The organism is Komagataeibacter xylinus, from assembly GCF_009834365.1.
Taxonomy (GTDB): Bacteria; Pseudomonadota; Alphaproteobacteria; order Acetobacterales; family Acetobacteraceae; genus Komagataeibacter; species Komagataeibacter xylinus_D.
The window spans coordinates 887,309-907,491 of record NZ_CP041348.1; the positions used below are offsets into that span (position 1 = coordinate 887,309).

A 20,183-nucleotide genomic window follows, 5' to 3' on the forward strand; every position below is an offset into this window, starting at 1 on the left:
GAAACGAGATCACCCGACCGCCGCCTTTTTGAAAAAAGGCGGCGCCCATAAACTTTTGTCTTTCGGTTATGCCCTTCAGGTGGGCTGGCCAAAGGCCTTCAGGCGCAGCTGCTCGGTCTGGTGGGCAGCATCAGGGATGGTGGGCTCAAGCTGCATCACATGCTGCCACGCTTTCCACGCGGCCTGCCAGTCGCCGCGCTGCGCTTCCGTCTCCTGCAGAATCTTCCAGGCCATGACATCGCGCCCGTCATGATGGAGCGCCACGCCAAGGTCGGCCACCGCACCATCAGGGTTGGCGGCGGCAAGGCGAGCCTGCGCGCGGTTGCGCCACAGCACTTCTACATCGGGCTGGAGCAGCAGGGCATCATCCATGTCCTGCTCGGCATCAAGCGGGCGCTGGGCATCAAGGTCATCCTGCGCGCGACGCACCAGCAGCGTGGTGGTGGGCGCCAGATCCTTCAGGCGCATCTGCTCGATGCGCCCGAGCAGGTCGCGCGCGCCGCGCGCGGTGGCCGTATGGGCCAGTTCCGTCTCGAGGCTGTCGAGCGACGGCTCGGCGGATGTGCTGCCCTGCGCCTTGCTCGGCGGACCTGCGTGCCGGTCGAGCCCGTGGGCCGGAACATCCGCCGCATGGGCAGCCAGGGGCAACAGGCTGGCCGCAAGCATGATTACGCACGAAAAGCCACGCATGCAGGTTACTGAAAACCTGCCTGCGCGGCTTTGCGGCTGTTCAAAGATGAACCGGACGGTCAAGGCCGCCTGGCAATCAGCCCTGACGGGCCTTCATGCGCGGGTTCTTCTTGTTGATGACATAGACCTTGCCACGGCGACGGACCACACGGCAGTCCTTGTCCCGAACCTTGGCCGACTTCAGGCTGTTTCTGATTTTCATGATCCGACCCTCGACTAGCGGCGATGTGCCGCAAAAGAGGCGCCCGAATACCCTTGCCAGCGCCATGAGTCAACTCCAGCGGCGGATTCTGGCGCCATTTACAGCAGGAAATTCGCCTGCGGAATGGAATCTGGCACAAAAAGCGGGGCGATGGCCTGAAAATCCGCCAGGCGGGGCGAACGTGGCCGCCAGGCCAGGCCAATGGTGCGCCATGCCTGCGCGCCGCTTACGGGGCGCACGGTCACGCGGGTCCAGTCCATCAGCGGCGAATCGACCGCCAGCTGCGGCAGCAGCGCCAGCCCCATGCCCGCCGCCACCATTTCCACCAATGTAAACAGCGATGTGACGGCGCACTGCGTCTCGTCCTCCGGGCGCGACGACCAGCCACCCGCCTGGCGGCACATGGCCAGCGTCTGCTCGCGCAGGCAGTGCCCGTCCTCGAGCAGGATCATGCGCTCATGCGCAAGGTCAGTCACCGGCACCACGTCAAGGCGGGCAAACGGGTGCGCGCGCGGCATGACCAGCATGAAGGGGTCGCGCCACAGCGGCAGGGTCTGGCTATCGGCGCAGTCGCACGGCATGGCCAGCAGCACGAGGTCGAGTCGGCCCAGAGCCAGTTTTTCCATCACGTTATGGGTCAGATCCTCGCTCAGCGATAGGCGCAGGCGCGGGTACTGGCGCGGCAGACGGCCCACGAGGGCAGGAATGACAAACGGCCCGATGGTGGGGATGACGCCCAGCCGCAGCAGCCCGCTCATCGGCTCACGCGAGGCCACGGCCATGTCGAGCACGCCCTGCAGCGCCTCGAGCGCGTGGCGGGCCTGGCACACCACCCTGTCGCCCAGCGGGGTGAACACGACCTTCTTGCCCACATTACGGTCGAGCAGTTGCACGTCCATCTGGCGCTCAAGGGCCAGTATTCCGGCGGAAAGCGTGGACTGGGTTACGGCGCAGGCCTTGGCCGCGCGGCCAAAATGGCGCAGCTCGGCCAGCGAGACCAGATAACGGAGCTGCTGGGCGGAAGGCATCGGAAGCATCGATAATGCCGATCAATATACACATAAATTATTCACTGGTATGATAGCAGCATCCCCGCCATAGATACAGTTGCCGGGTTGCAATACCGACCCGTTCCATATTTTAACCCAAACAGGAGATTTCCTGATGCTGACAGTCGGTGACAAGTTTCCCGCCTTCAACCTGACCGCCGTTCCCGGTGGGCCCGAAGGGCTCAAGGGCGAGTTCGTGCAGATCACGGACGCATGCAATGAAGGCAAGTGGAAGGTCGTGTTCTTCTGGCCGCTCGACTTCACCTTCGTCTGCCCGACCGAGATCGTGGCCTTCGGCAAGCTCAACGGTGAGTTCAAGGACCGTGACGCCGTGGTGTATGGCGTATCGATCGACAGCGCCTTCGTGCACCTGAACTGGCGCCTCAACCACGAGGAACTCAAGAACCTCGAGATCCCGATGCTGGCCGACATCAAGCGCGAGTTGATCGAAAGCTGCGGCGTGATGGCCCAGCAGGCTGGTGCAGCCCTGCGCGCCACCTTCATTGTCGACCCCGAGGGCATCATCCGCCATGTCAGCGTCAATGACCTGTCGGTTGGCCGCAACCCGCAGGAAGTGCTGCGCATCCTCGACGGACTGCAGAGCGACGAGCTGTGCCCGTGCAACTGGAACAAGGGCGACGCCTTCATCAAGGCCTGATCCCTCTCCTGTCCAGGTTACCGTGCGTGGGCTCCGGCCCCGCGCGGCAGCCCGCGCCGCCTGCCCCGACCCCTGCCGCGCGCAGGCGTGGGGACAAGCGGGGCCATGCCCCCTGATACCCCCAGACATCCATGGAGAAAGCCCATGTCGATCGACTCCATCAAGGCCGCGCTGCCCGATTACGCCAAGGACCTCAAGCTCAACCTCGGCTCGCTGGCCAATGACATCACGCTTACGCCCCAGCAGCTTGGCGGCACGTTTGTCGCCTCCGCCATTGCCACGCGCAACACGGCGCTGACCCACGCGCTCGTGGCTGAATATGGCCCCAAGCTCACCCCCGAGGCGCTCGAGGCCGCGCGTGCGGCAGCCGCCATCATGGGCATGAACAATGTCTATTACCGTTTCGTGCACCTTGTGGGCGGCGACTATGCCAGGATGCCCGCACGCCTGCGCATGAACATCATCGCGCGGCCCGGCGTGGAGAAGGCGGATTTCGAGCTGTGGTCCATGGCGGTCTCGGCCATCAATGGCTGTGGCATGTGCATGGAAAGCCATGAGAAGCAGTTGCGCGCGGCAGGCATCAGCACCGAGCAGATCCAGACCGCGGTGCGCATTGCCGCAACCGTGAGCGGCTTGGCCGTTGTGCTTGAAGGCGTGGAAATTCCCGCCTGAACGCAGCCCCTGCTTTGAAAAAACGCCATGAATCGGAAGATCATGGCGTTTTTTTTCGCCTGCCCTGTTGCCATGACCGGGCCAGCCTGTTATTTGCCCTTTCACCGAATGGTTGCCACCCCGCGGGGTTGCAGCGGATGCGGGTGTAGCTCAGTTGGTTAGAGCGCCGGCCTGTCACGCCGGAGGTCGCGGGTTCGAGCCCCGTCACTCGCGCCACTTTACGGTGCCCTCCCAAAATTAAAAACTGTCTCTATAAGTAAAGAAGTTTTTGGTGAAGCTTTTCCCAAAAAGCTTCAGGAAGAACGTCGCTTTTTTAGCCTGAACCTATCGTGCCCCGGCATCATCAAGATACTGCGCCACCATGGGCCGGTATGTTGCACCAAACAGCCGCAGATGCACCAGCGCGATCCAGAGCCGGTAGATGGCAAAACGCACCGCATGCCCTGCTTCCAGCGGGCCTTCAGCCATATAGAACGCTGCTGGCGGCTGCGAAAACACACCCACTGTTGCCAGATCCACCTCCGCATGGCCGTAATAGCAGCATGGGTCGATCAGGCCGGTTACGCGCCGGTTCGCCACCAGCACGTTGCCACTCCACAGGTCGCCATGCAGCAGGGCGGGCGCAGGCGTTGCGGGCAGCAGGTCCGGCAGGCGGCGCATGAGTTTTTCAAGGCTGCGGGCCACGTCTATGGGCACATGCTCCAGATGCACGCCAAGGCGGTGCCCAGCCCAGAATTCGGGCCAGTTCTCCATCCATGTATTGCGCACAGGCACCGTGCCAAGGGCGTAATCCCCCACCCAGCCATAGCGCGTCACGCCGCCTTCAGGGCGGGCTTCATGCACCTGTGCCAGTACGCAGCCCAGATCGCCCCAGCAGGTGGCCAGCGTGCCATCAGCGGGCCGGTATTCCATTACCAGCGCATCCGCATCCACCGCCAGCACGGTGGGCACGGGGGCGCCACTCTTACCAAGGGCACGCAGCATGGCGGCCTCGGCCAGCGGGTCGGGACCGTTCTTGGCTACTACCGTGCGCCCGTCATTGAGGTAAACCAGCAGGGTCTGGGCAATGTCGCCGCCCTGTAACGGGTGCCAGTTCCACAGCCCCGACCCCAGCAGGGTGGCGGCGTGGCGGGCGAGGCGACTCATGGCCGGCCCTGCAGGAGCCTGACCAGCGCCTCCGCCCCGGCGCTGACATCGCGCCATGTGGTCTCGAACCCGCTGGCATCGCCATAATACGGATCGGCCACCGCCTCGCCCTGCCTGCCGGGCACGTGGTCGAGCAGCAGCGAGAGGGCGGCACGCGCGCCCTCGGGCCGCATGGCGCGCAGATGGGCAAGGTTGGCGTGGTCGAGTGCTATGATGTGCGTAAAGCGGGTGAAATCAGCAGGCCTGACCACGCGGGCGCGGTAGCGGCCCATGTCGATGCCATGCTGCCGCGCCACAGCACAGGCGCGCCGATCGGGTGGCGAGCCGGCATGCCAGTTGCCCGTGCCTGCCGAATCGACCACCACCTCCAGCCCGGCTGCCCCGGCGGCCTGCCTGAATGCGGCCTCGGCCAGAGGCGAGCGGCAGATATTGCCCATGCACACGAACAGAACAGCAGGGCGGGCGGTCATCTAGCCCCCTTTATGTTCGGGAAATTTCTGCGCCAGAATTCCCAGCGTCTCGGCTATGAGGGCGGCGGGCGTTTCCTCAAGATGCACCACGATGGGGTGCTCATCCGCCGTGGGCGGCTCGAGGGTGGAAAGCTGGCTGGGCAGCAGGCTGGACGGCATGTAATGCCCGCGCCTGCGCTTGAGACGATCGTAGAGCGTGTCCTCAGGAATTTCCAGATAGATGAACACGATATCCGCCGCCCCATCCGCACGTAGCAGGTCACGGTAGGAGTGTTTGAGCGCGGAGCAGGTCAGGATGCCCCCCTGCCCCGACGCCACGCGCCCGAGCAGCCATTTGTGGCATTGCTCCAGCCACGGCAGGCGGTCGGCATCGGTCAGGGGAATGCCTGCGGCCATTTTTTCCACATTGGCGCGCGGGTGCAGCAGGTCGCCTTCCTGATAGGGCCAGCCCAGCACGTTGTGCAGCCCTTCGGCCAGCGTGGTCTTGCCGCAGCCCGAAACCCCCATGATGACCAGAACCAGCGGCCTGATGCCCTGGTCCTGCAATTGCCGCCCGGTCATGCCACTTCCAGCCGCTGCAGGCCATCGGCGGTCGCCACGATCACCTCCGACGTGCGGCCAATGAACAGCCCGGTCTCGATCACGCCCACGATCTGCTCAAGCTGGCGCTGCAGGCCAACGGAATCGGCAATCGGGCCGAAGTGGCAGTCAAGGATCATGTTGCCACCATCGGTCACGAACACATTGCCGCCCCGATCCAGGCGCTGGGTGATCCTGGCACCAAGCGCTTCAAGCTGGCGGGCGGTGCTGGTCCAGCCAAAGTTGGCGACTTCCACCGGCACGGGCACGCGCGCGCCCAGCCGCTCGACCAGCTTGCTGTCATCCACCACCACCACGAATTTGCGCGCGGCGGCAGCCACGATCTTCTCGCGGAACAGCGCACCGCCCAGCCCCTTGATCAGGTTGAGCGTACCGAGTTCGACCTCATCGGCACCATCGATGTCGATATCGATCTGCGGATGGGTGGCGAAGGTAACCAGTTTGATGCCGTGCGAGCGCGCCTGCTCGGCCGAGCGCTCGGATGTAGGAATGGCACAAAAGCGCAGGCCATCCGCCCAGCGGCGGCCAAGCTCCTCGATCATGAAGGCCGACGTGCTGCCCGAGCCAAGGCCGACCACCATGCCTTCCTTGACCATGTCGGCGGCTTCGATGGCGGCCTGCCGCTTCAGTTCTGCCCGTGGGTCCGCGTTATGGGTGGACATGCGCTGCTTCCTCTTCCTGCGGGGCATCCCGGCTGCGGGTGCCCCGTCGTTTTTATTTGGCCCTGCACCGTATCACGCCGATACGATACGCCACGCACTTATTGCCCCGCCGCCGCCTTGTCCATAAGCCAGATGAGTTCGCCCTCGGTCGTGATATGACTGGCAGGCTCCGCCGGATCGCCCGCGCGCACTTTTGCAAAGGCTTCACGCTTGCCGGCACCCGCGAGCATGAACACCACATGCCGGCTGGAATGGATGGCGGGATAGGTGAGCGTAAGACGTGTATGCGGCGCATCATCAGGCACGCAGGTCGAGACCCAGAGCTTTTTCTCCTCCAGCACGGGCTGGCGGGGAAAGAGCGAGGCGGTATGCCCGTTATCGCCCAGCCCCAGCATCACCACATCGAATAACGGGCGACCGGGTTCCAGCACCCTGCCGCCATAAACCGCTTCAAGCTCCGCCTGATACCTTGCCGCCGCCTGCGCCGGGTCGCCCGAGGTGGGCATGGGGTGCACGTTGGCGGGCGGCACCGTTACGTGCGCCAGCATCTCGGTCTCGACCATGTTGTAATTGCTGGCCGCATCACTTTCGGGCACGAAGCGCTCATCGCCAAAGAAGAACTGCGTGTTCGTCCACGGGAAGCGATCACGATATTCAGCAGACGCCAGGATCTGGTACAGCCGCTTGGGCGTGGACCCGCCTGAAAGGGCCAGCACGAACGGGCCATCCTTTTTGGCCAGCGCCTGTCCGGTCAGCCACTTCGCCATGTGTTGGGCAATGGCCTCGGCATCGGGCAGCACCACCATCGCGCCCGTTTTCACATCATGTCCACCGGTCATCTCACGCATCCCCCAGCACGAATTTCTCGATTCCATTGGCGAATCCTTCCTCCTCGCACGAGGTGGAGACATAGGTCGCCTGCTTCTGCACCTCGGGGCTTGCCTGCCCCATGGCGATCGACATGCCGCTCTTGCGGAACATCAGCACATCATTGGGCTGGTCGCCCAGTGTCACCATCTGGCTGGCGGGAATGCCCAGCAGGCGTTCGAGCGTCATCACCACGCCGCCCTTGTTGGCGTCCCTGTTGGTCACGTCCACGTAGTACGGCTGCGACAGCGCGGCCGAGGCCGTATCACCCAGCGCCTGCTGCAGGTCATGCTCGAGGCGCTTCATCAGATCGAGGTCATCGCTCACCCCGGTGATCTTGACCACCTGATCCAGCTTCGCCTCGACATTGCCGACCACGGGCGGGAACTTGACCGTCCACTGCTCGCGCGCCACGTGCGGAGCGTCGAGTTTGGAGACGATCCAGTCATTGCCGTTATACACCCATGGGTCGGCCTTGTGGTCGCGGATGATGCCGATCACCTTGCGCGCGGTCTCGACTGGCAGGGTGCGGGCCTCGATCACGGTAAAATCGGGTTTGACCATCATGCCGCCATTGAAGCCCGCGATCGGCTCTGAAATTTTCAGCGGATCGATCACCATCTTCATGCCCTTGGGCGGGCGGCCACTGGTAATGGTGAACAGTATGCCCCGCTCACGCAGGCGCTCGACCGCGCGGATGGCGCGTGGGGTCAGGATCTTGTCCTTCGTGACCAGTGTGCCATCCACATCGGCCAGCACCAGCCTGATCTGGCCTGCTGGCGTTCCGGCTGCGTCGTGGGGCATGTCGCCTCTCCCTTCTGTGCCGTGCCCCTCAGGAGCGGGGCAGGACAAAGTTTTCCATCGCGTAGGCCCAGCCATCATCGGTGTTGGGCCGGGTTACGAAACGGGCATGGGCCTTGACGTTATCAAGCGCGTTGCCCATCGCGATGCTGACCCCCGCTTCCTTCAGCATGGGGATGTCGTTGTTCATATCCCCGATGCATGCCGTATCCCGGATATCAATATCCAGCAATTTAGCCAGTTCTTTTGCTGCATAGCCCTTGTTCGCCTGCGGGTGCGTAATATCAAGGTAGATGGACGAGGACTGGTGTACGCTCGCCTTGCCCCCCAGCATGTTTGCAAGGTCGCGTTCCACGCCCGGCAATGCGGCCGGGTCGCTGGCCACGCCCATGATCTTGCCCACGTCGACATAATGACCGGCAAAATCATCCACCCGCACGGGCGTGGTCTGCACCACTTCGCGCTCATGGGCGACCTGTGGCGTGTCATCACGGCGCACCAGCCAGTCATGGCCAATGAACAGCCATGGCTCGACCCCGTGGTCGATCAGGAATTCAACTGCCCTCTGCGCCACCACCGGCTCAAGCGACAGGCGCTCGCGGATGGTGCCATCAGGCGCGCAGATCAGGCCGCCATTAAGCCCCGCGATGGGCTCACGGATATCAAGGGCGCGAACGAACTGCATCATGCCGCGCGGGGCGCGGCTGCTGATGAGGCTGAGCCTGATACCCGCCGCCCGCAAATCGGCTGCCGCCCTGTGGGCAGCGGGGGTAATCACACGCTCGGGCGTAATCAGGGTGCCATCGATATCGGACACCACAAGCCTGACGGCATGCGGGCGGGAAACGGGTGTGGTCATGGGCATCATCCAATTTTAAGCCAGTGGCGGTGGTCGCGGGCCAGCAGGGCATCGGCGGCTTCCGGCCCTTCGCTCCCGGCGGCGTAAAAGGCAAGGCTGCGGGCATCCTGCCCCCAGTCCAGCACCGGCTGCACGGCGCGCCAGCCTGCCTCGATATTGTCGGCGCGCTGGAACAGGGTCGCATCGCCAATCATGCAGTCATAGATCAGGGTCTCATACCCCGTGCTTGGCCCTTCGCTGAACCATTCGGCGTAATCAAACTTCATGCGCACGCCGCCCAGCCTGACCGAGGGGCCGGGAATCTTGGCCGAGAACTGCATGGTCACCCCTTCGGTCGGCTGGATGTGGATGACCATGATATTGGGGGCAAGCTTGTCCACCGGCGTGTCACGGAACAGGGCATAGGGCGCGGACTTGAAGTGGATGGCGATCTCGGTCTTGCGCGCCGCCAGCCGCTTGCCGGTGCGCACGTAAAACGGCACCCCCGCCCAGCGCCAGTTATCGATGCCGAATTTCATGGCAACGTACGTCTCGGTCAGGGAATGCGGGTCAACACCCGGCTCCTGCCGGTAGCCCGGCACGGCCTTCGTACCCACCATGCCCGGCGCGTACTGCCCGCGCACCACGTCGGCTGGGGCAAGGGGGTGTATGGCGTCGAGCACCTTGGTCTTTTCGTTGCGCACGGCATCGGCATCGAACGAGATGGGCGCCTCCATCGCTGTCATGGCCAGGAGCTGCATGACGTGGTTGGGCACCATGTCACGCAGGGCGCCGGTGCCTTCATAGAATTTGGCCCGCTGTTCCACGCCCACGGTCTCGGCTGCGGTGATCTGCACGTGGTCGATGTTCTGGCGGTTCCATAGCGGCTCAAAAAACCCGTTGGAAAAGCGCAGGGCGAGGATGTTCTGCACCGTCTCCTTACCCAGATAGTGATCGATGCGGTAGACCTGCTGCTCCTCAAGCATGTTGAGCAGCCGCGTATTGAGCGCGATGGCCGATTGCAGGTCGTGGCCGAAGGGTTTTTCCACGATCACGCGGCGGAAGGCATCCGGGCCTTCGCGCACCAGCCCCGCCTCGCCCAGCCGGTCCACGATGGGGCCAAAGAAGCGGGCCGCCACGGCCAGATAGAAGATGCAGTTCTGCCCCGCCGTGACCTCGGCTACGGCCTGATAGGTCTGCACGGATTCAAAGTCGCCCTGCACGTAGCGGATGCGTGGCAGCATCCACGCCCACACATCCTCGCGCAGGCTGACGGCCTCCGCACCCCGGCGGGCGGTAAAATCCTCAAGGGCCGTACGCACGTTGTCGCGCAGCTGTTCATCGGTCAGGTCCGCGCGGTCAACGGCCACGATGCCAAAGCCATCATCAAGCAGCCCGGCACAGGCCAGATTGTATATGGCGGGGAGCAGAAGGCGGCGGGTGAGGTCGCCGCCACCACCAAAGATGACGAACGAACCCGGCGGGCTGCGCCGGGGGGCGGCTTCATGGTGCGTGTCACCCACCTGCGAGACTGCTGAGGCGATAATGTTTTCCATTGTGCTGCTGTCCCTGAACTGTGTTCGCTATAATCCTCCCCCGGCTGTTCCGGTTGCAGTCATTAAGCGCTGTCATTTCATGGGGAACAGCCAGAGCCTGCCCAGATGCCTAGCATCCGGGCAGGCAGTCAGTTACCGGCCAGGCGTCGGGTCAGTTATTCGTACCCTCAATGTGACCGCCAAAGCCAAAACGCATGGCGGACAGCATCTTCTCGGCAAAGTTGTTGCCGGTGCGCGAGCGGAAGCGCGTAAACAGCGAGGCGGTGATGACGGGCACGGGCACCGCTTCCTCGATCGCGGCCTCGATGGTCCAGCGGCCTTCGCCGGAATCGGCCACGTCGCCCTTGTAGTTAGACAGGTCCGGGTTGCCTGCCAGCGCACTGGCCGAAAGGTCGAGCAGCCACGACGAGACCACGCTGCCGCGCCGCCACACCTCGGCAATATCGGCCATGTTCAGGTCGAAACGCTGGTTCTCGGGCAGGGCATCGATGTTCTTGGACTTCATCACGTCAAACCCTTCGGCGAAGGCCTGCATGATGCCGTATTCGATCCCGTTATGGACCATCTTCACGAAATGGCCCGAACCCGCCGGGCCGCAATGCAGGTAGCCCTGCTCGGCGCGCGGGTCAAAGCCGGGCTTGTCGCGGCCCGGCGTGCGCGCAATGTCACCAATGCCCGGTGCGAGCGCTGACAGGATCGGGTCGATATGATCGGTGGCTTCCTTCGTGCCGCCGTACATCATGCAGTAGCCGCGCTCCAGCCCCCACACGCCGCCCGAGGTGCCGACATCGACATAGTCGATGCCCTTCCTGACCAGCTCGGCCGCGCGGCGGATGTCATCCTTGTAGAAGGAATTGCCGCCATCGATCACGATGTCGCCCTTGCCCATCAGGCCAGCAAGTTCCTGCACCGCCTGCTCGGTCACTTCACCCGCGGGCAGCATGAGCCAGATGATCTTGCGGCCCGTAAGCTTGCCTACCATGTCCGCAAGCCCGGTGGCGGCGGTGGCGCGGCCCCCTTCGGCCTGCTCGCACACCTTGGCGGTCACGGCAGGATCACGGTCAAAAGCCACCACATCATGGCCATGGCGGGTCAGGCGGATGGAAATGTTGCCGCCCATCTTGCCAAGGCCAACAATACCGATTTGCATGATCTAACACTCCTGGAAGCGGGATAGGCCCGTAGTCCTATCGCCTCGGGCGCCATTTCCCAATGACTCCCGTCAAACAAAAAACCCGCCCCGCCAGAGGCGGGACGGGCGGGCGGCTGGCTCAGACCGCGTGGGCGATATCAAGCCCGAGTTTTTCAAGCCCTGCTTTCAGGTCGCCATGGATGTGCACCCGCAGCACGCGGCGGCCACGTTCGGCAAGCACCTCCATGTCGCCCCGCGCCTGGGCTTCCTTCACGATGCTGAAGGTATATTTCTCACCCGGCACCGGCAGGTTCACTTCATCATCGCAGGTGATCTGCACGAACACGCCCGTGTCAGGCCCGCCCTTGTAGGCCTGACCCGTGGAATGCTGGAAGCGGGGGCCAAATTCGGCCGCCGTTGCCAGCTTCAGCCCGTCACGCAGGCCAAGCCGCGCCTTCTGGATCCATTCGCGCGTGAAGGTGTCACGGTCGATATAGGCCAGCAGGGCCACGTAATCACCAGCCTTGGCACGTGCAAAATGGGCCTTGAGAATGGCCTCCGCCGTCGTGGCGCCGCCAAGCGCCTGCACGTTTTTGGGGTCGGCATAGAAGGCGAACGGGCCATCCTTGGCGAACGGCTCGTAGGGCGGGAGTTTGCCGGTCTCGTTATAGGCGGTGGTGATCTTCTTGGTCTCGATCTTCGATTCCTCGACATCGGGCTGGTTGAACGGATTGATCCCGATCACCGCACCGGCCACCGCGGTCGCGAACTCCCAGCGGAAGAACTCCTCAAGCACCTGACGGCGCTCATGCAGCTCGATGGTCACCACCGGCTCGCCTGCCTCGACCAGGGCCGCGAAGGCGGCATCCTGCTTCGGGCACGGATCCTCGGCCAGGCGCAGATAGGTGAACACGCGGTCCTTGCCATATACGCCCGGCTTGCCAATCGTCTCGTCATCGATGGGGATCAGGCCACGCCCGTCCTTGCCGGTCGATTCCGCAATCAGCTGCTCGAGCCATGCACCCATGTCGTAAATGCCGGGGGATGCGATGATCGTCACCTTGTCGCGACCAAAGTCGCGTGCGGCCACGCCAAGCACGGCGCCGAGCACCACGCCGGGGTTCTGCGCAGGCGGCACGGAGGCGGCACAGGACTTCTCGCCGCGCTGGGCGGATTCGAGCAGCAGCCTGAGCGGCAGGCCCGCCACGGCGGCGGGCACCATGCCGAAATCGGACAGCACGGAGTAGCGGCCACCGATCTGTTTCTCGCCGTAGAAGATCTTCCAGAAGCCGTCCTTCTTCGCCACGTCTTCCATGTGCGAGCCGGGATCGGTCACGGTGATGAAGTGCGAGCCCACTTTGTCGCCGAGCACCTTCCTGGCCTGATCGAAGAAATAGGCCTTGAGGATGTTGGGCTCGAGCGTGCCGCCGGACTTGGACGAGACGATGAACAGCGTCTTGCTGATGTCGATCTTTTTCTCGAAATCACGCACCTGCTGCGGGTCCGTGCTGTCGAGCACGTAAAGATGCGGGAAGCCCTCATGCTTGCCAAAGGTCTGGGCCAGCACTTCCGGGCCGAGGCTCGAGCCGCCCATGCCCAGCAAAAGCGCATCGCGGAAGCCGCGCGCTTTCACCTCGGCCTGGAAATCCTCGAATTTGGAGAGTGCGGCCACCTGGTCATCGGTGATGTCGAGCCATTTAAGCCAGCTTGCCTCGTCCTTGCCGGTCCAGACAGTGGCGTCCTTGTCCCACACGCGGCGCACGGTGCCGTCCTTGCGCCAGGCTTCCAGCTCTGCATCGACTGCCTTGTGCAGGTCGGCAGGCAGCTTGAGCGCGGTCGAGGTGACCTTGTTGCCCAGGAACGCCGCCTGCTTGGCCGCGACCGAGCCGAGCAGGTCGTCAAACGCATCGGCAAAGGAGGCCACGCCTTCATCGACCAGCTTGCGCGTAACACCATCAAGGTCGAGGCCAAGGCTCTTTGCCTCATCGAGTACCCGCAGCGCCCCCGTCACGTCCTGTGTCAGCGTTTCGGCCACCTTGCCATGTTCACGGAAGGCATCAAACGTGGCTGGCGGAATGGTGTTGACCGTGTCGGGGCCGATCAGGCCATCGACATACACCACGTCGCTATAGGTCTTGTCCTTGGTGCCGGTGCTTGCCCACAGCAGGCGCTGCGGGTTCGCACCCGCCTCGGCCAGCTTTTTCCAGCGCGGGCTTGCGGTCACTTCGCGCCAGTATTCATAGGCTGCCTTGGCATTGGCGATGGCGACCTTGCCGCGCAGCGCCTTGAGTTCAGCCGAATGCCTGTCGCCTGCGGCCACGCGGGCGTCGATTTCCTTGTCGATCTTCACATCGATGCGACTGACGAAGAAGGACGCGACCGAGGCGATGCCCTTCACGCTCTCGCCCCGGCTCAGGCGGTCTTCCAGCCCGGTGATGTAGGCTTCGAGCACCTTCTTGTAGGCATCGATGGAGAAGAGCAGTGTGACGTTGATGCTCAGCCCTTCGGCAATGGCGGCGCGGATGGCGGGAACGCCTTCCTCCGTGCCGGGAATCTTGATCATAAGGTTGCGGGCACCGACCGCTTTCCACAGACGCAGCGCCTCGTGCAGCGTGCCCTTGGTGTCACGCGCAAGATAGGGCGACACCTCGAGGCTGACATAACCGTCGAGCCCCTGCGTCTGTTCATAGACGGGGTAGAGCACTTTGGCTGCGGCCCGGATGTCATCAATGGCAAGCAGTTCGTACAGCGCGCCCGCGTCAACTACCTGATGTGCCAGCACATCGCGGATCTGGGCATCGTAGTCGGTGCCCTGGCCCATCGCCTTCTGGAAGATGGCGGGGTTGGAGGTCACACCCTTGAGGCCATCTTCCTCGACCAGCTTCTTCAGGCTGCCATTTTCGGTATAGGAGCGCTGGATGAAGTCCAGCCAGGGGGACTGACCCAGACGCGCCAGTTCCTTTAATGGATTTTCAGCACCAGATTCACGCGCACTCATTGACTGTGCTTCCTTTACTTTTCAGCAATACGGCAAACCCGCACTACCAATACTACTTTGCTCAAAAACACGACAGGCAGGACTGAATGTCCTGCCTGCCTGCGTGTTCTTTTATTTTCCGGCCTGCCTGCGGGCGGCGGCCAGCACGGCATCTACCGTGAAACCAAACTTCACTTCCAGTTCGCCCGCCGGGGCGGAAGCGCCAAAACCGTGCATGACAATCGTCTCGCCCGCAAGGCCGGTATAGCGGTCCCAGCCAAGCTGTGCGGCCTGCTCGACTGCAACACGGGCAGTAATGTCAGGCGGCAGCACGCTGTCGCGGTAGGTCTTGGGCTGTGCCTCGAACAGATCCCACGACGGCATGGAGACGAGGCGCACCTTGATGCCCTCCGCCTTCAGCTTTTCCGCCGCCTTGATGATCAGTCCCACTTCGCTGCCTGTTGCCATAAGGATCACATCGGGACGCCCGTCCGCATCTGCAAGGACATAGGCCCCTTTTGCCAGCCCCGATGCAGGCGCATAGGTCTTGCGGCAGATGGTGGGCAGATTCTGGCGGCTCAGCGCAAGCACGCTGGGGCGGTCGGTAATCTGCACCAGCGTGCGCCAGGCTTCGGCCACCTCGTTGGCATCGGCGGGGCGCAGCACGGTCACGCCGGGGGTGGCGCGCAGCTGGGCAAGCTGCTCGATGGGCTGATGGGTTGGCCCATCCTCGCCCACGCCAATCGAGTCATGGGTGAAGATATAGGTCACCGGCAGCTTCATCAGCGCGGAGAGGCGGATGGGCGGCTTCATGTAATCGGAGAAGATCAGGAAGCCCGAGCAGTAGGCCCGGATGCCATACAGCGCCAGACCGTTGCTGATCGAGCCCATGGCATGCTCGCGCACGCCAAAATGCAGGTTGCGCCCGCCATAGGTGCCGCCCCACTGCGGCGGCTGGAAGTCGCCCGCGCCCTCGAATGTGAGGTGCGTCTTGGTGGAAGGCGAAAGATCAGCCGAGCCACCCATCATCCACGGATAGTTTCTGGCAATGGTGTTGAGCACCTTGCCCGAGCTTGCGCGCGAGGCAACGCCCTTGGCATCCGCATCAAAGACCGGGATGTCCCTGTCCCACCCTTCGGGCAGGGTGCCTGCAAAGATGTGGTCAAGCTGTGCGGCCTCGGTGGGATATTTGGCGCGGTAGGCAGCAAAAAGCTCGTTCCACGCCTTGCTCGCCGCCGCCCCGCGGGTGGCGATGCCTGCACGGAAATGCTCGGTCACACCTTCGGGTACATAGAAGCTTCTGTCTTCCGGCCAGCCGTAGAATTTCTTGGTCTCGCGGATTTCCTCCACGCCCAGCGGCGAACCATGCGCTTCCGCCGTGCCCGCAAGGTGCGGCGCACCCCAGCCGATGATGGAGTGGACGATGATCAGCGTGGGCCGCGAGGTCTCGGCCTTCGCCTCGGCCAGCAGGCGGCGCAGGTCGCCGGTGTCGTTGGCGTCCTTCAGTTCAAGAACGTGCCAGCCATACGCCTCGAAGCGCTTGTGCACGCTTTCGGTAAAGGCGATGTGGGTCGAACCCTCGATGGAGATCTGGTTGCTGTCATAGATCCACGTCAGGTTGCCAAGCTTGAGGTGGCCCGCGATGGAGGCTGCCTCGCTGGCAACGCCTTCCATGTTGTCGCCATCGCCGCACAGCGTATAGACGTGGTGATCGAACAGCTTGAAGCCGGGGCGGTTATAGCGCTCGGCCAGCCATTTTTCCGCCATCGCCATGCCAACGGAATTGCCACAGCCCTGCCCGAGCGGCCCGGTCGTGGTCTCGACGCCTGCGGTGTGGTGATATTCCGGGTGGCCGGGGGTGAGCGAGTCCAACTGGCGGAACTGCTCGAGGTCTTCAAGCGTGAGCGCCGGGCGGTCATGCGTGACCCCGCCGGGGCGCACATCGCGGACGCCGGCAAGATAGATGAGCGAGTAGAGCAGCATCGACGCATGGCCGACCGACAGCACGAAGCGGTCGCGGTTGGGCCATAGCGGGTCGGCCGGGTCATAGTTCAGCACGTCGCGCCACAGCCCGTAGCCCACGGGTGCCAGCGCCATGGGCGTGCCGGGATGGCCGGAATTCGCTTTCTGTACCGCGTCCATGGATAGCGTGCGAATCGTGTTGATGCACAGCGTATCGATATTGGTGGGCATGCCGCCACCTCCTTCAGGAGCCATGAGGGGTGATGTGTACAAGGAACGCATGAGGGACCGGCCTCCTTACAGCCATGGTTGTTGTTCCGACCAAACCGGGCCGCGTGCCGGAAGCCGACAACCCTTTATTGTTATTCTTCCACACCGCCCGCCCGCCCCGCATGCGCGCGCAAGGCAGCGGGAGGGCGCAGGGATAAAGGCTTTTCACGGCGCGTACCTTCTCACGACCTTCGGGACGGAACAAGCCATCTCATCAAGCCGTTACCCAATCCACGCCACAGATGCCAGCGCATGCGCACGCCGCCGGTTCCGCCCGACCTCACCTGTGGGCCGTGAATTTGACACAGGCCTGCCTCCCGTTCACCTGTTGTCACTGGATACGCCGGCAGATGGAGACCCACGCATGCCCCAGCTACCCGCCAGCGACCACACGGATGGCACGCGTTTTTTCAACCCGCCCGCCATCTGCCCCGAGGGCATGCAGCCTGCGCGCCTGCGGCGCCTCGCCATCCTGAAATGGCAGTGGAACCGCCCGAAATCGGACTGGCCGGCCTGGATTGAAAACTCCACCCCCACCGGCGACCCGCATGCGCTGCCTGCGCCCGACACGGTGCAGTTGACCTTTATCGGGCACAGCACCTTTCTCATCCGCCTGCCCCGGCCCGATGGCACGGCGCTCACCATCCTGACCGACCCGATCTTTTCGCAACGCTGCTCCCCGCTGTCTTTCCTCGGGCCAAAGCGGGTGCGCGCGCCCGGCCGCAGGCTGGCCGACCTGCCGCGCATCGATATCGTGCTGGTCTCGCACGCGCATTACGACCATATGGATCTGCCCAGCCTGCGCGCCATCGCCCGCCGCGGTGACAACCCGCTGGTGATCACACCGCTTGCCAATGCGCGTTTCATGCGCAGGACCGGGCTCAGACGCATCATGGAGCTGGACTGGTGGCAGGCCGGCCACCGGTGGCATCCACATCACCTGCACGCCTGCCCGCCATGGCGCGGCCCGCACGCCCTTTGACCGCAATACCAGCCTGTGGGGCGGATTCATGGTGCAAGATGAGGCGGGCCACCAGCTGTTCTTTGCAGGCGACACCGCCGACGGCCGCCACTGGCGCCTGATCCGCCAGCGCCTTGGTGCGCCCGACATAGCCCTCCTGCCCATTGGCGCGTACGAGCCCCGCGCGCTGATGGAGCGCGTGCACACCACGCCGGAGGAGGCGCTGTCTGGCCTGCGCCAGCTTGGGGCGCGACATGGGATTGGCATGCATTTCGGCACCTTCCGCCTGACAGATGAACCCATGGACGAGCCGGTCACGCGCCTTGCAAAAGCCGTGCGCGACGCGGGCCTGCCGCCCGATACGATGGGCATCATGGCCCATGGCGCGTGCTGCGGCATTGCGTGGGATCAGCCCAATGATGCATGATTGCCCGATGTTCTTTTCAGATGAACCGTCCTATCATCGACCGCTCATGACGGGACCGGCCTCCGCCCCCGTTTCGCGCAATCCGACCAGCCAGGCAGGCACATGAGCAAGACAATCGCCCACGGCGACCCCGCCGCCGACGCACCCGAATCCTTCAGCAACGCGGAAATCGAGACCCTGTTCCTCTCCGCGGCAAGGGATGGGCAGACGGATCTCGTTACCGAATTCCTCAAGGCGGGCATCAACCCCGATACCCGCAACGACAAGGGCTACACCGCGCTGATCCTGGCTGCCTATAATGGCCACGAATCCACCGTGCGCGCCCTGCTTGAAGGGGGTGCCAGCCCCGACCTGCAGGATGCCAAGGGGGCGACAGCACTCGCGGGCGTGGCCTTCAAGGGCGACCTGGCGTGCGCGCGCGTGCTCGTGGCCCATGGCGCGGGCATCGACGTGCCCAATTTCGTGGGCCGCACGCCGCTGATCTTTGCTGTGATGTTCAACCGCGACCCCATGGTCACCTTCCTGCTCGAGCACGGCGCCAACCCCGACCTGCGCGATGGCGAGGGCATCAGCGCGCGCCTGTTCGCCACCCGGCAGGGCAACGCTGCCCTGCTCGATGCCATGAAGCACGCGACCCCTGCCGCGCAGGGCTGAACCACCCTCCCCCTTTTTTCATCCCTTATCCCGCCGCCACAGCCTGCGTTGCCGTGGCGTGCCTTCATGTTCATGACCTTGTGGAATTCACCCTGATGAGCCGTTTCTGGAGCCCGATCGTACACAGCCTGACCCCGTATGTGCCGGGCGAACAGCCCAGGATGGCCAACCTGATCAAGCTGAATACCAACGAGTGCCCGTACGGCCCTTCACCCAGAGTAATCGAGGCCATCAGGGCGGCGACCAACGACACGCTGCGCCTCTACCCCGACCCCACGGCCCATGCCCTGTGCACAGCCATCGCCACCGCGCATGACGTGCCGGCAGACCATGTGTTTGTGGGCAATGGCTCGGACGAGGTGCTCGCCCATGCCTTTCAGGGGCTGCTCAACCATGATGCCCCCCTGCTCTTTCCCGATATCACCTACAGCTTCTACCCCGTCTATTGCGGGTTGTACGGCATACGCCACGAGACCGTGCCGCTTGATGAAACGATGGGCATCGACATTGCAGCCTATCGCAGGCCGTGTGGCGGCATCATCCTGCCCAACCCCAATGCACCCACCGGCATGGCCCTTGGGCTGGACGCCATCCGCGCCCTGCTGCGCGACCACCCTGATGCAGTAGTGGTGGTGGATGAAGCCTATGTCGATTTCGGCGCCGAGACAGCCATCGCGCTGGTGGCCGAGCACCCCAACCTGCTCGTGGTGCGCACGCTGTCGAAATCGAGCGCGCTGGCGGGGCTGCGGGTGGGCTATGCCATTGGCCAGCCTGACCTGATCGCAGCCCTGACCCGCATCAAGGACAGTTTCAACTCCTATCCGCTTGACCGTCTGGCGCAGGTGGGCGCCATTGCCGCGATTGAAGATCGGGAATGGCTTGCAAATACAAGCGCCAAGATCATAAGCTCACGCGACAGGCTGACAGACAGCCTGGGAAAGATGGGGTTCGAGGTCCTGCCATCACGGGCGAATTTCGTATTCGCCCGGCATCCGGACCGTGATGCAGCACAGCTTGCCGCAGCCCTTCGGGCGCGCGCGATCATTGTGCGTCATTTCCGGACCCCGCGCATTGCACAGTGGCTACGCATCACCATTGGTACGGATGCCGAATGCCAGGCCCTGATACAGGGGCTGGCCGAAGTGCTTGCGCTGAACGAGGGGTAAGCCCCCCGGTTCATCATGCATCGCGCCGCCGCCCTGCCCTTCGGGGCGGGTGGGCGTGGGTGCGTGCTGCGCCTCTTTCCATCACACGGTTAACAACTCATTTCCTGGACCACAGGTCCACAGGATCCTTATCATGCGCGCATTCCACGGACAGATGTCCGATAACCAGCCGATCCGTCGCACCCTTGCCGAAAAGCAGAAGCAACTGCGCGACCTGCGCGAGACGCTGGCCTCCATGAAATCGCATACTTCACCCGCCCTGCGCGAAAGCGTGCAGAAACGCATCCGCCAGCTTGAAAGCGAAGTGACCGCCGCCCCCGCCCTCAAGGCAGGCGACCGGCGCAATACGCAGGCAGCCCCTGGCGGCACCGACCGCCCGCGCTCCCCGCGCAGGCGGCCCGAACGCAGCATCTGACCAGCACG

Annotated in this window: 21 protein-coding genes and 1 tRNA gene; 8 read left to right on the forward strand and 14 right to left on the reverse strand. The window is 63.7% G+C overall.

Annotated features, from left to right (window positions below; genetic code table 11):
* Positions 1 to 75: 75 nt before the first annotated feature.
* From FMA36_RS04230 to FMA36_RS04240, 3 genes are all read right to left on the reverse strand, one after another.
* Entirely contained in the window at positions 76 to 690 is a 615-nt protein-coding gene (locus FMA36_RS04230) for a tetratricopeptide repeat protein (RefSeq protein ID WP_240906471.1), read from the reverse strand.
* 76 nt (positions 691 to 766) lie between these two features.
* Positions 767 to 892 carry a type B 50S ribosomal protein L36 gene (gene ykgO / locus FMA36_RS04235; protein ID WP_003617324.1) on the reverse strand — a complete coding sequence of 42 codons (126 nt, stop codon included), beginning with the start codon at positions 890 to 892 and terminating at the stop codon, positions 767 to 769.
* A gap of 98 nt (positions 893 to 990) precedes the next feature.
* Positions 991 to 1,929 (reverse strand): hydrogen peroxide-inducible genes activator, encoded by a 939-nt coding sequence (locus FMA36_RS04240; RefSeq protein WP_159261064.1) that lies wholly within the window; start codon positions 1,927 to 1,929, stop codon positions 991 to 993.
* Positions 1,930 to 2,056: 127 nt separating this feature from the next.
* Between FMA36_RS04240 and FMA36_RS04245 the strand changes: the two genes are divergently transcribed.
* The 3 genes from FMA36_RS04245 (at position 2,057) to FMA36_RS04255 (ending at position 3,487) form a co-directional block, all read left to right on the forward strand.
* On the forward strand, positions 2,057 to 2,599 hold the full coding sequence (locus FMA36_RS04245; protein WP_110569555.1) for a peroxiredoxin: 543 nt from the start codon (positions 2,057 to 2,059) through the stop codon (positions 2,597 to 2,599).
* 144 nt (positions 2,600 to 2,743) lie between these two features.
* Positions 2,744 to 3,271: an alkylhydroperoxidase, AhpD family gene (gene ahpD, locus FMA36_RS04250; RefSeq protein WP_159261066.1), complete on the forward strand. Its 528-nt coding sequence runs from the start codon at positions 2,744 to 2,746 to the stop codon at positions 3,269 to 3,271.
* A 139-nt stretch (positions 3,272 to 3,410) separates the two neighbouring features.
* Positions 3,411 to 3,487: transfer RNA gene (locus FMA36_RS04255), tRNA-Asp, on the forward strand.
* Positions 3,488 to 3,595: 108 nt separating this feature from the next.
* Here FMA36_RS04255 and FMA36_RS04260 read toward each other — a convergent pair.
* The 11 genes from FMA36_RS04260 to tkt form a co-directional block, all read right to left on the reverse strand.
* A complete protein-coding gene (locus FMA36_RS04260; RefSeq protein WP_159261068.1) occupies positions 3,596 to 4,417 on the reverse strand; it encodes a fructosamine kinase family protein in 822 nt (273 codons plus the stop codon).
* Positions 4,414 to 4,887 carry a low molecular weight protein-tyrosine-phosphatase gene (locus tag FMA36_RS04265; protein WP_159261070.1) on the reverse strand — a complete coding sequence of 158 codons (474 nt, stop codon included), beginning with the start codon at positions 4,885 to 4,887 and terminating at the stop codon, positions 4,414 to 4,416. The genes FMA36_RS04260 and FMA36_RS04265 overlap by 4 nt, the downstream gene beginning before the upstream one ends.
* On the reverse strand, positions 4,888 to 5,448 hold the full coding sequence (locus tag FMA36_RS04270; RefSeq protein WP_167518008.1) for a gluconokinase: 561 nt from the start codon (positions 5,446 to 5,448) through the stop codon (positions 4,888 to 4,890).
* Complete coding sequence (gene rpiA, locus FMA36_RS04275; RefSeq protein ID WP_159261072.1) at positions 5,445 to 6,149, reverse strand: ribose-5-phosphate isomerase RpiA; 705 nt, start codon at positions 6,147 to 6,149, stop codon at positions 5,445 to 5,447. Before rpiA ends, FMA36_RS04270 begins: the two co-directional genes overlap by 4 nt.
* A 98-nt stretch (positions 6,150 to 6,247) precedes the next feature.
* A complete protein-coding gene (gene pgl, locus FMA36_RS04280) occupies positions 6,248 to 6,997 on the reverse strand; it encodes a 6-phosphogluconolactonase (RefSeq protein WP_159263594.1) in 750 nt (249 codons plus the stop codon).
* Complete coding sequence (locus FMA36_RS04285; RefSeq protein ID WP_159261073.1) at positions 6,990 to 7,820, reverse strand: Cof-type HAD-IIB family hydrolase; 831 nt, start codon at positions 7,818 to 7,820, stop codon at positions 6,990 to 6,992. The genes pgl and FMA36_RS04285 overlap by 8 nt, the downstream gene beginning before the upstream one ends.
* A 28-nt stretch (positions 7,821 to 7,848) precedes the next feature.
* Complete coding sequence (locus tag FMA36_RS04290; RefSeq protein ID WP_159261075.1) at positions 7,849 to 8,685, reverse strand: Cof-type HAD-IIB family hydrolase; 837 nt, start codon at positions 8,683 to 8,685, stop codon at positions 7,849 to 7,851.
* Complete coding sequence (zwf, locus tag FMA36_RS04295) at positions 8,682 to 10,211, reverse strand: glucose-6-phosphate dehydrogenase (protein WP_159261077.1); 1,530 nt, start codon at positions 10,209 to 10,211, stop codon at positions 8,682 to 8,684. The genes FMA36_RS04290 and zwf overlap by 4 nt, the downstream gene beginning before the upstream one ends.
* Positions 10,212 to 10,362: 151 nt before the next feature.
* Positions 10,363 to 11,361, reverse strand: a complete 999-nt coding sequence (gnd, locus tag FMA36_RS04300; protein WP_159261079.1) for a phosphogluconate dehydrogenase (NAD(+)-dependent, decarboxylating) — start codon at positions 11,359 to 11,361, stop codon at positions 10,363 to 10,365.
* Positions 11,362 to 11,482: 121 nt separating this feature from the next.
* Positions 11,483 to 14,341 carry a bifunctional transaldolase/phosoglucose isomerase gene (locus tag FMA36_RS04305; protein WP_159261081.1) on the reverse strand — a complete coding sequence of 953 codons (2,859 nt, stop codon included), beginning with the start codon at positions 14,339 to 14,341 and terminating at the stop codon, positions 11,483 to 11,485.
* Positions 14,342 to 14,452: 111 nt separating this feature from the next.
* Positions 14,453 to 16,513, reverse strand: a complete 2,061-nt coding sequence (tkt, locus tag FMA36_RS04310) for a transketolase (RefSeq protein ID WP_408885646.1) — start codon at positions 16,511 to 16,513, stop codon at positions 14,453 to 14,455.
* Between the two features lie 403 nt (positions 16,514 to 16,916).
* On the opposite strand from tkt, the gene FMA36_RS19940 reads away from it, so the two are divergent.
* From FMA36_RS19940 to FMA36_RS04330, 5 genes are all read left to right on the forward strand, one after another.
* Positions 16,917 to 17,534: an MBL fold metallo-hydrolase gene (locus tag FMA36_RS19940; protein ID WP_475704530.1), complete on the forward strand. Its 618-nt coding sequence runs from the start codon at positions 16,917 to 16,919 to the stop codon at positions 17,532 to 17,534.
* Complete coding sequence (locus FMA36_RS19945; protein ID WP_475704533.1) at positions 17,488 to 17,940, forward strand: MBL fold metallo-hydrolase; 453 nt, start codon at positions 17,488 to 17,490, stop codon at positions 17,938 to 17,940. Before FMA36_RS19940 ends, FMA36_RS19945 begins: the two co-directional genes overlap by 47 nt.
* A gap of 102 nt (positions 17,941 to 18,042) precedes the next feature.
* Complete coding sequence (locus FMA36_RS04320) at positions 18,043 to 18,594, forward strand: ankyrin repeat domain-containing protein (RefSeq protein WP_159261085.1); 552 nt, start codon at positions 18,043 to 18,045, stop codon at positions 18,592 to 18,594.
* A gap of 95 nt (positions 18,595 to 18,689) precedes the next feature.
* Entirely contained in the window at positions 18,690 to 19,760 is a 1,071-nt protein-coding gene (hisC, locus tag FMA36_RS04325; protein ID WP_159261087.1) for a histidinol-phosphate transaminase, read from the forward strand.
* A gap of 133 nt (positions 19,761 to 19,893) precedes the next feature.
* The gene (locus FMA36_RS04330; RefSeq protein WP_159261089.1) at positions 19,894 to 20,175 is read left to right on the forward strand and encodes a hypothetical protein; all 282 of its coding nucleotides are present in this window, start codon (positions 19,894 to 19,896) and stop codon (positions 20,173 to 20,175) included.
* The last annotated feature ends 8 nt before the right edge of the window (positions 20,176 to 20,183 follow it).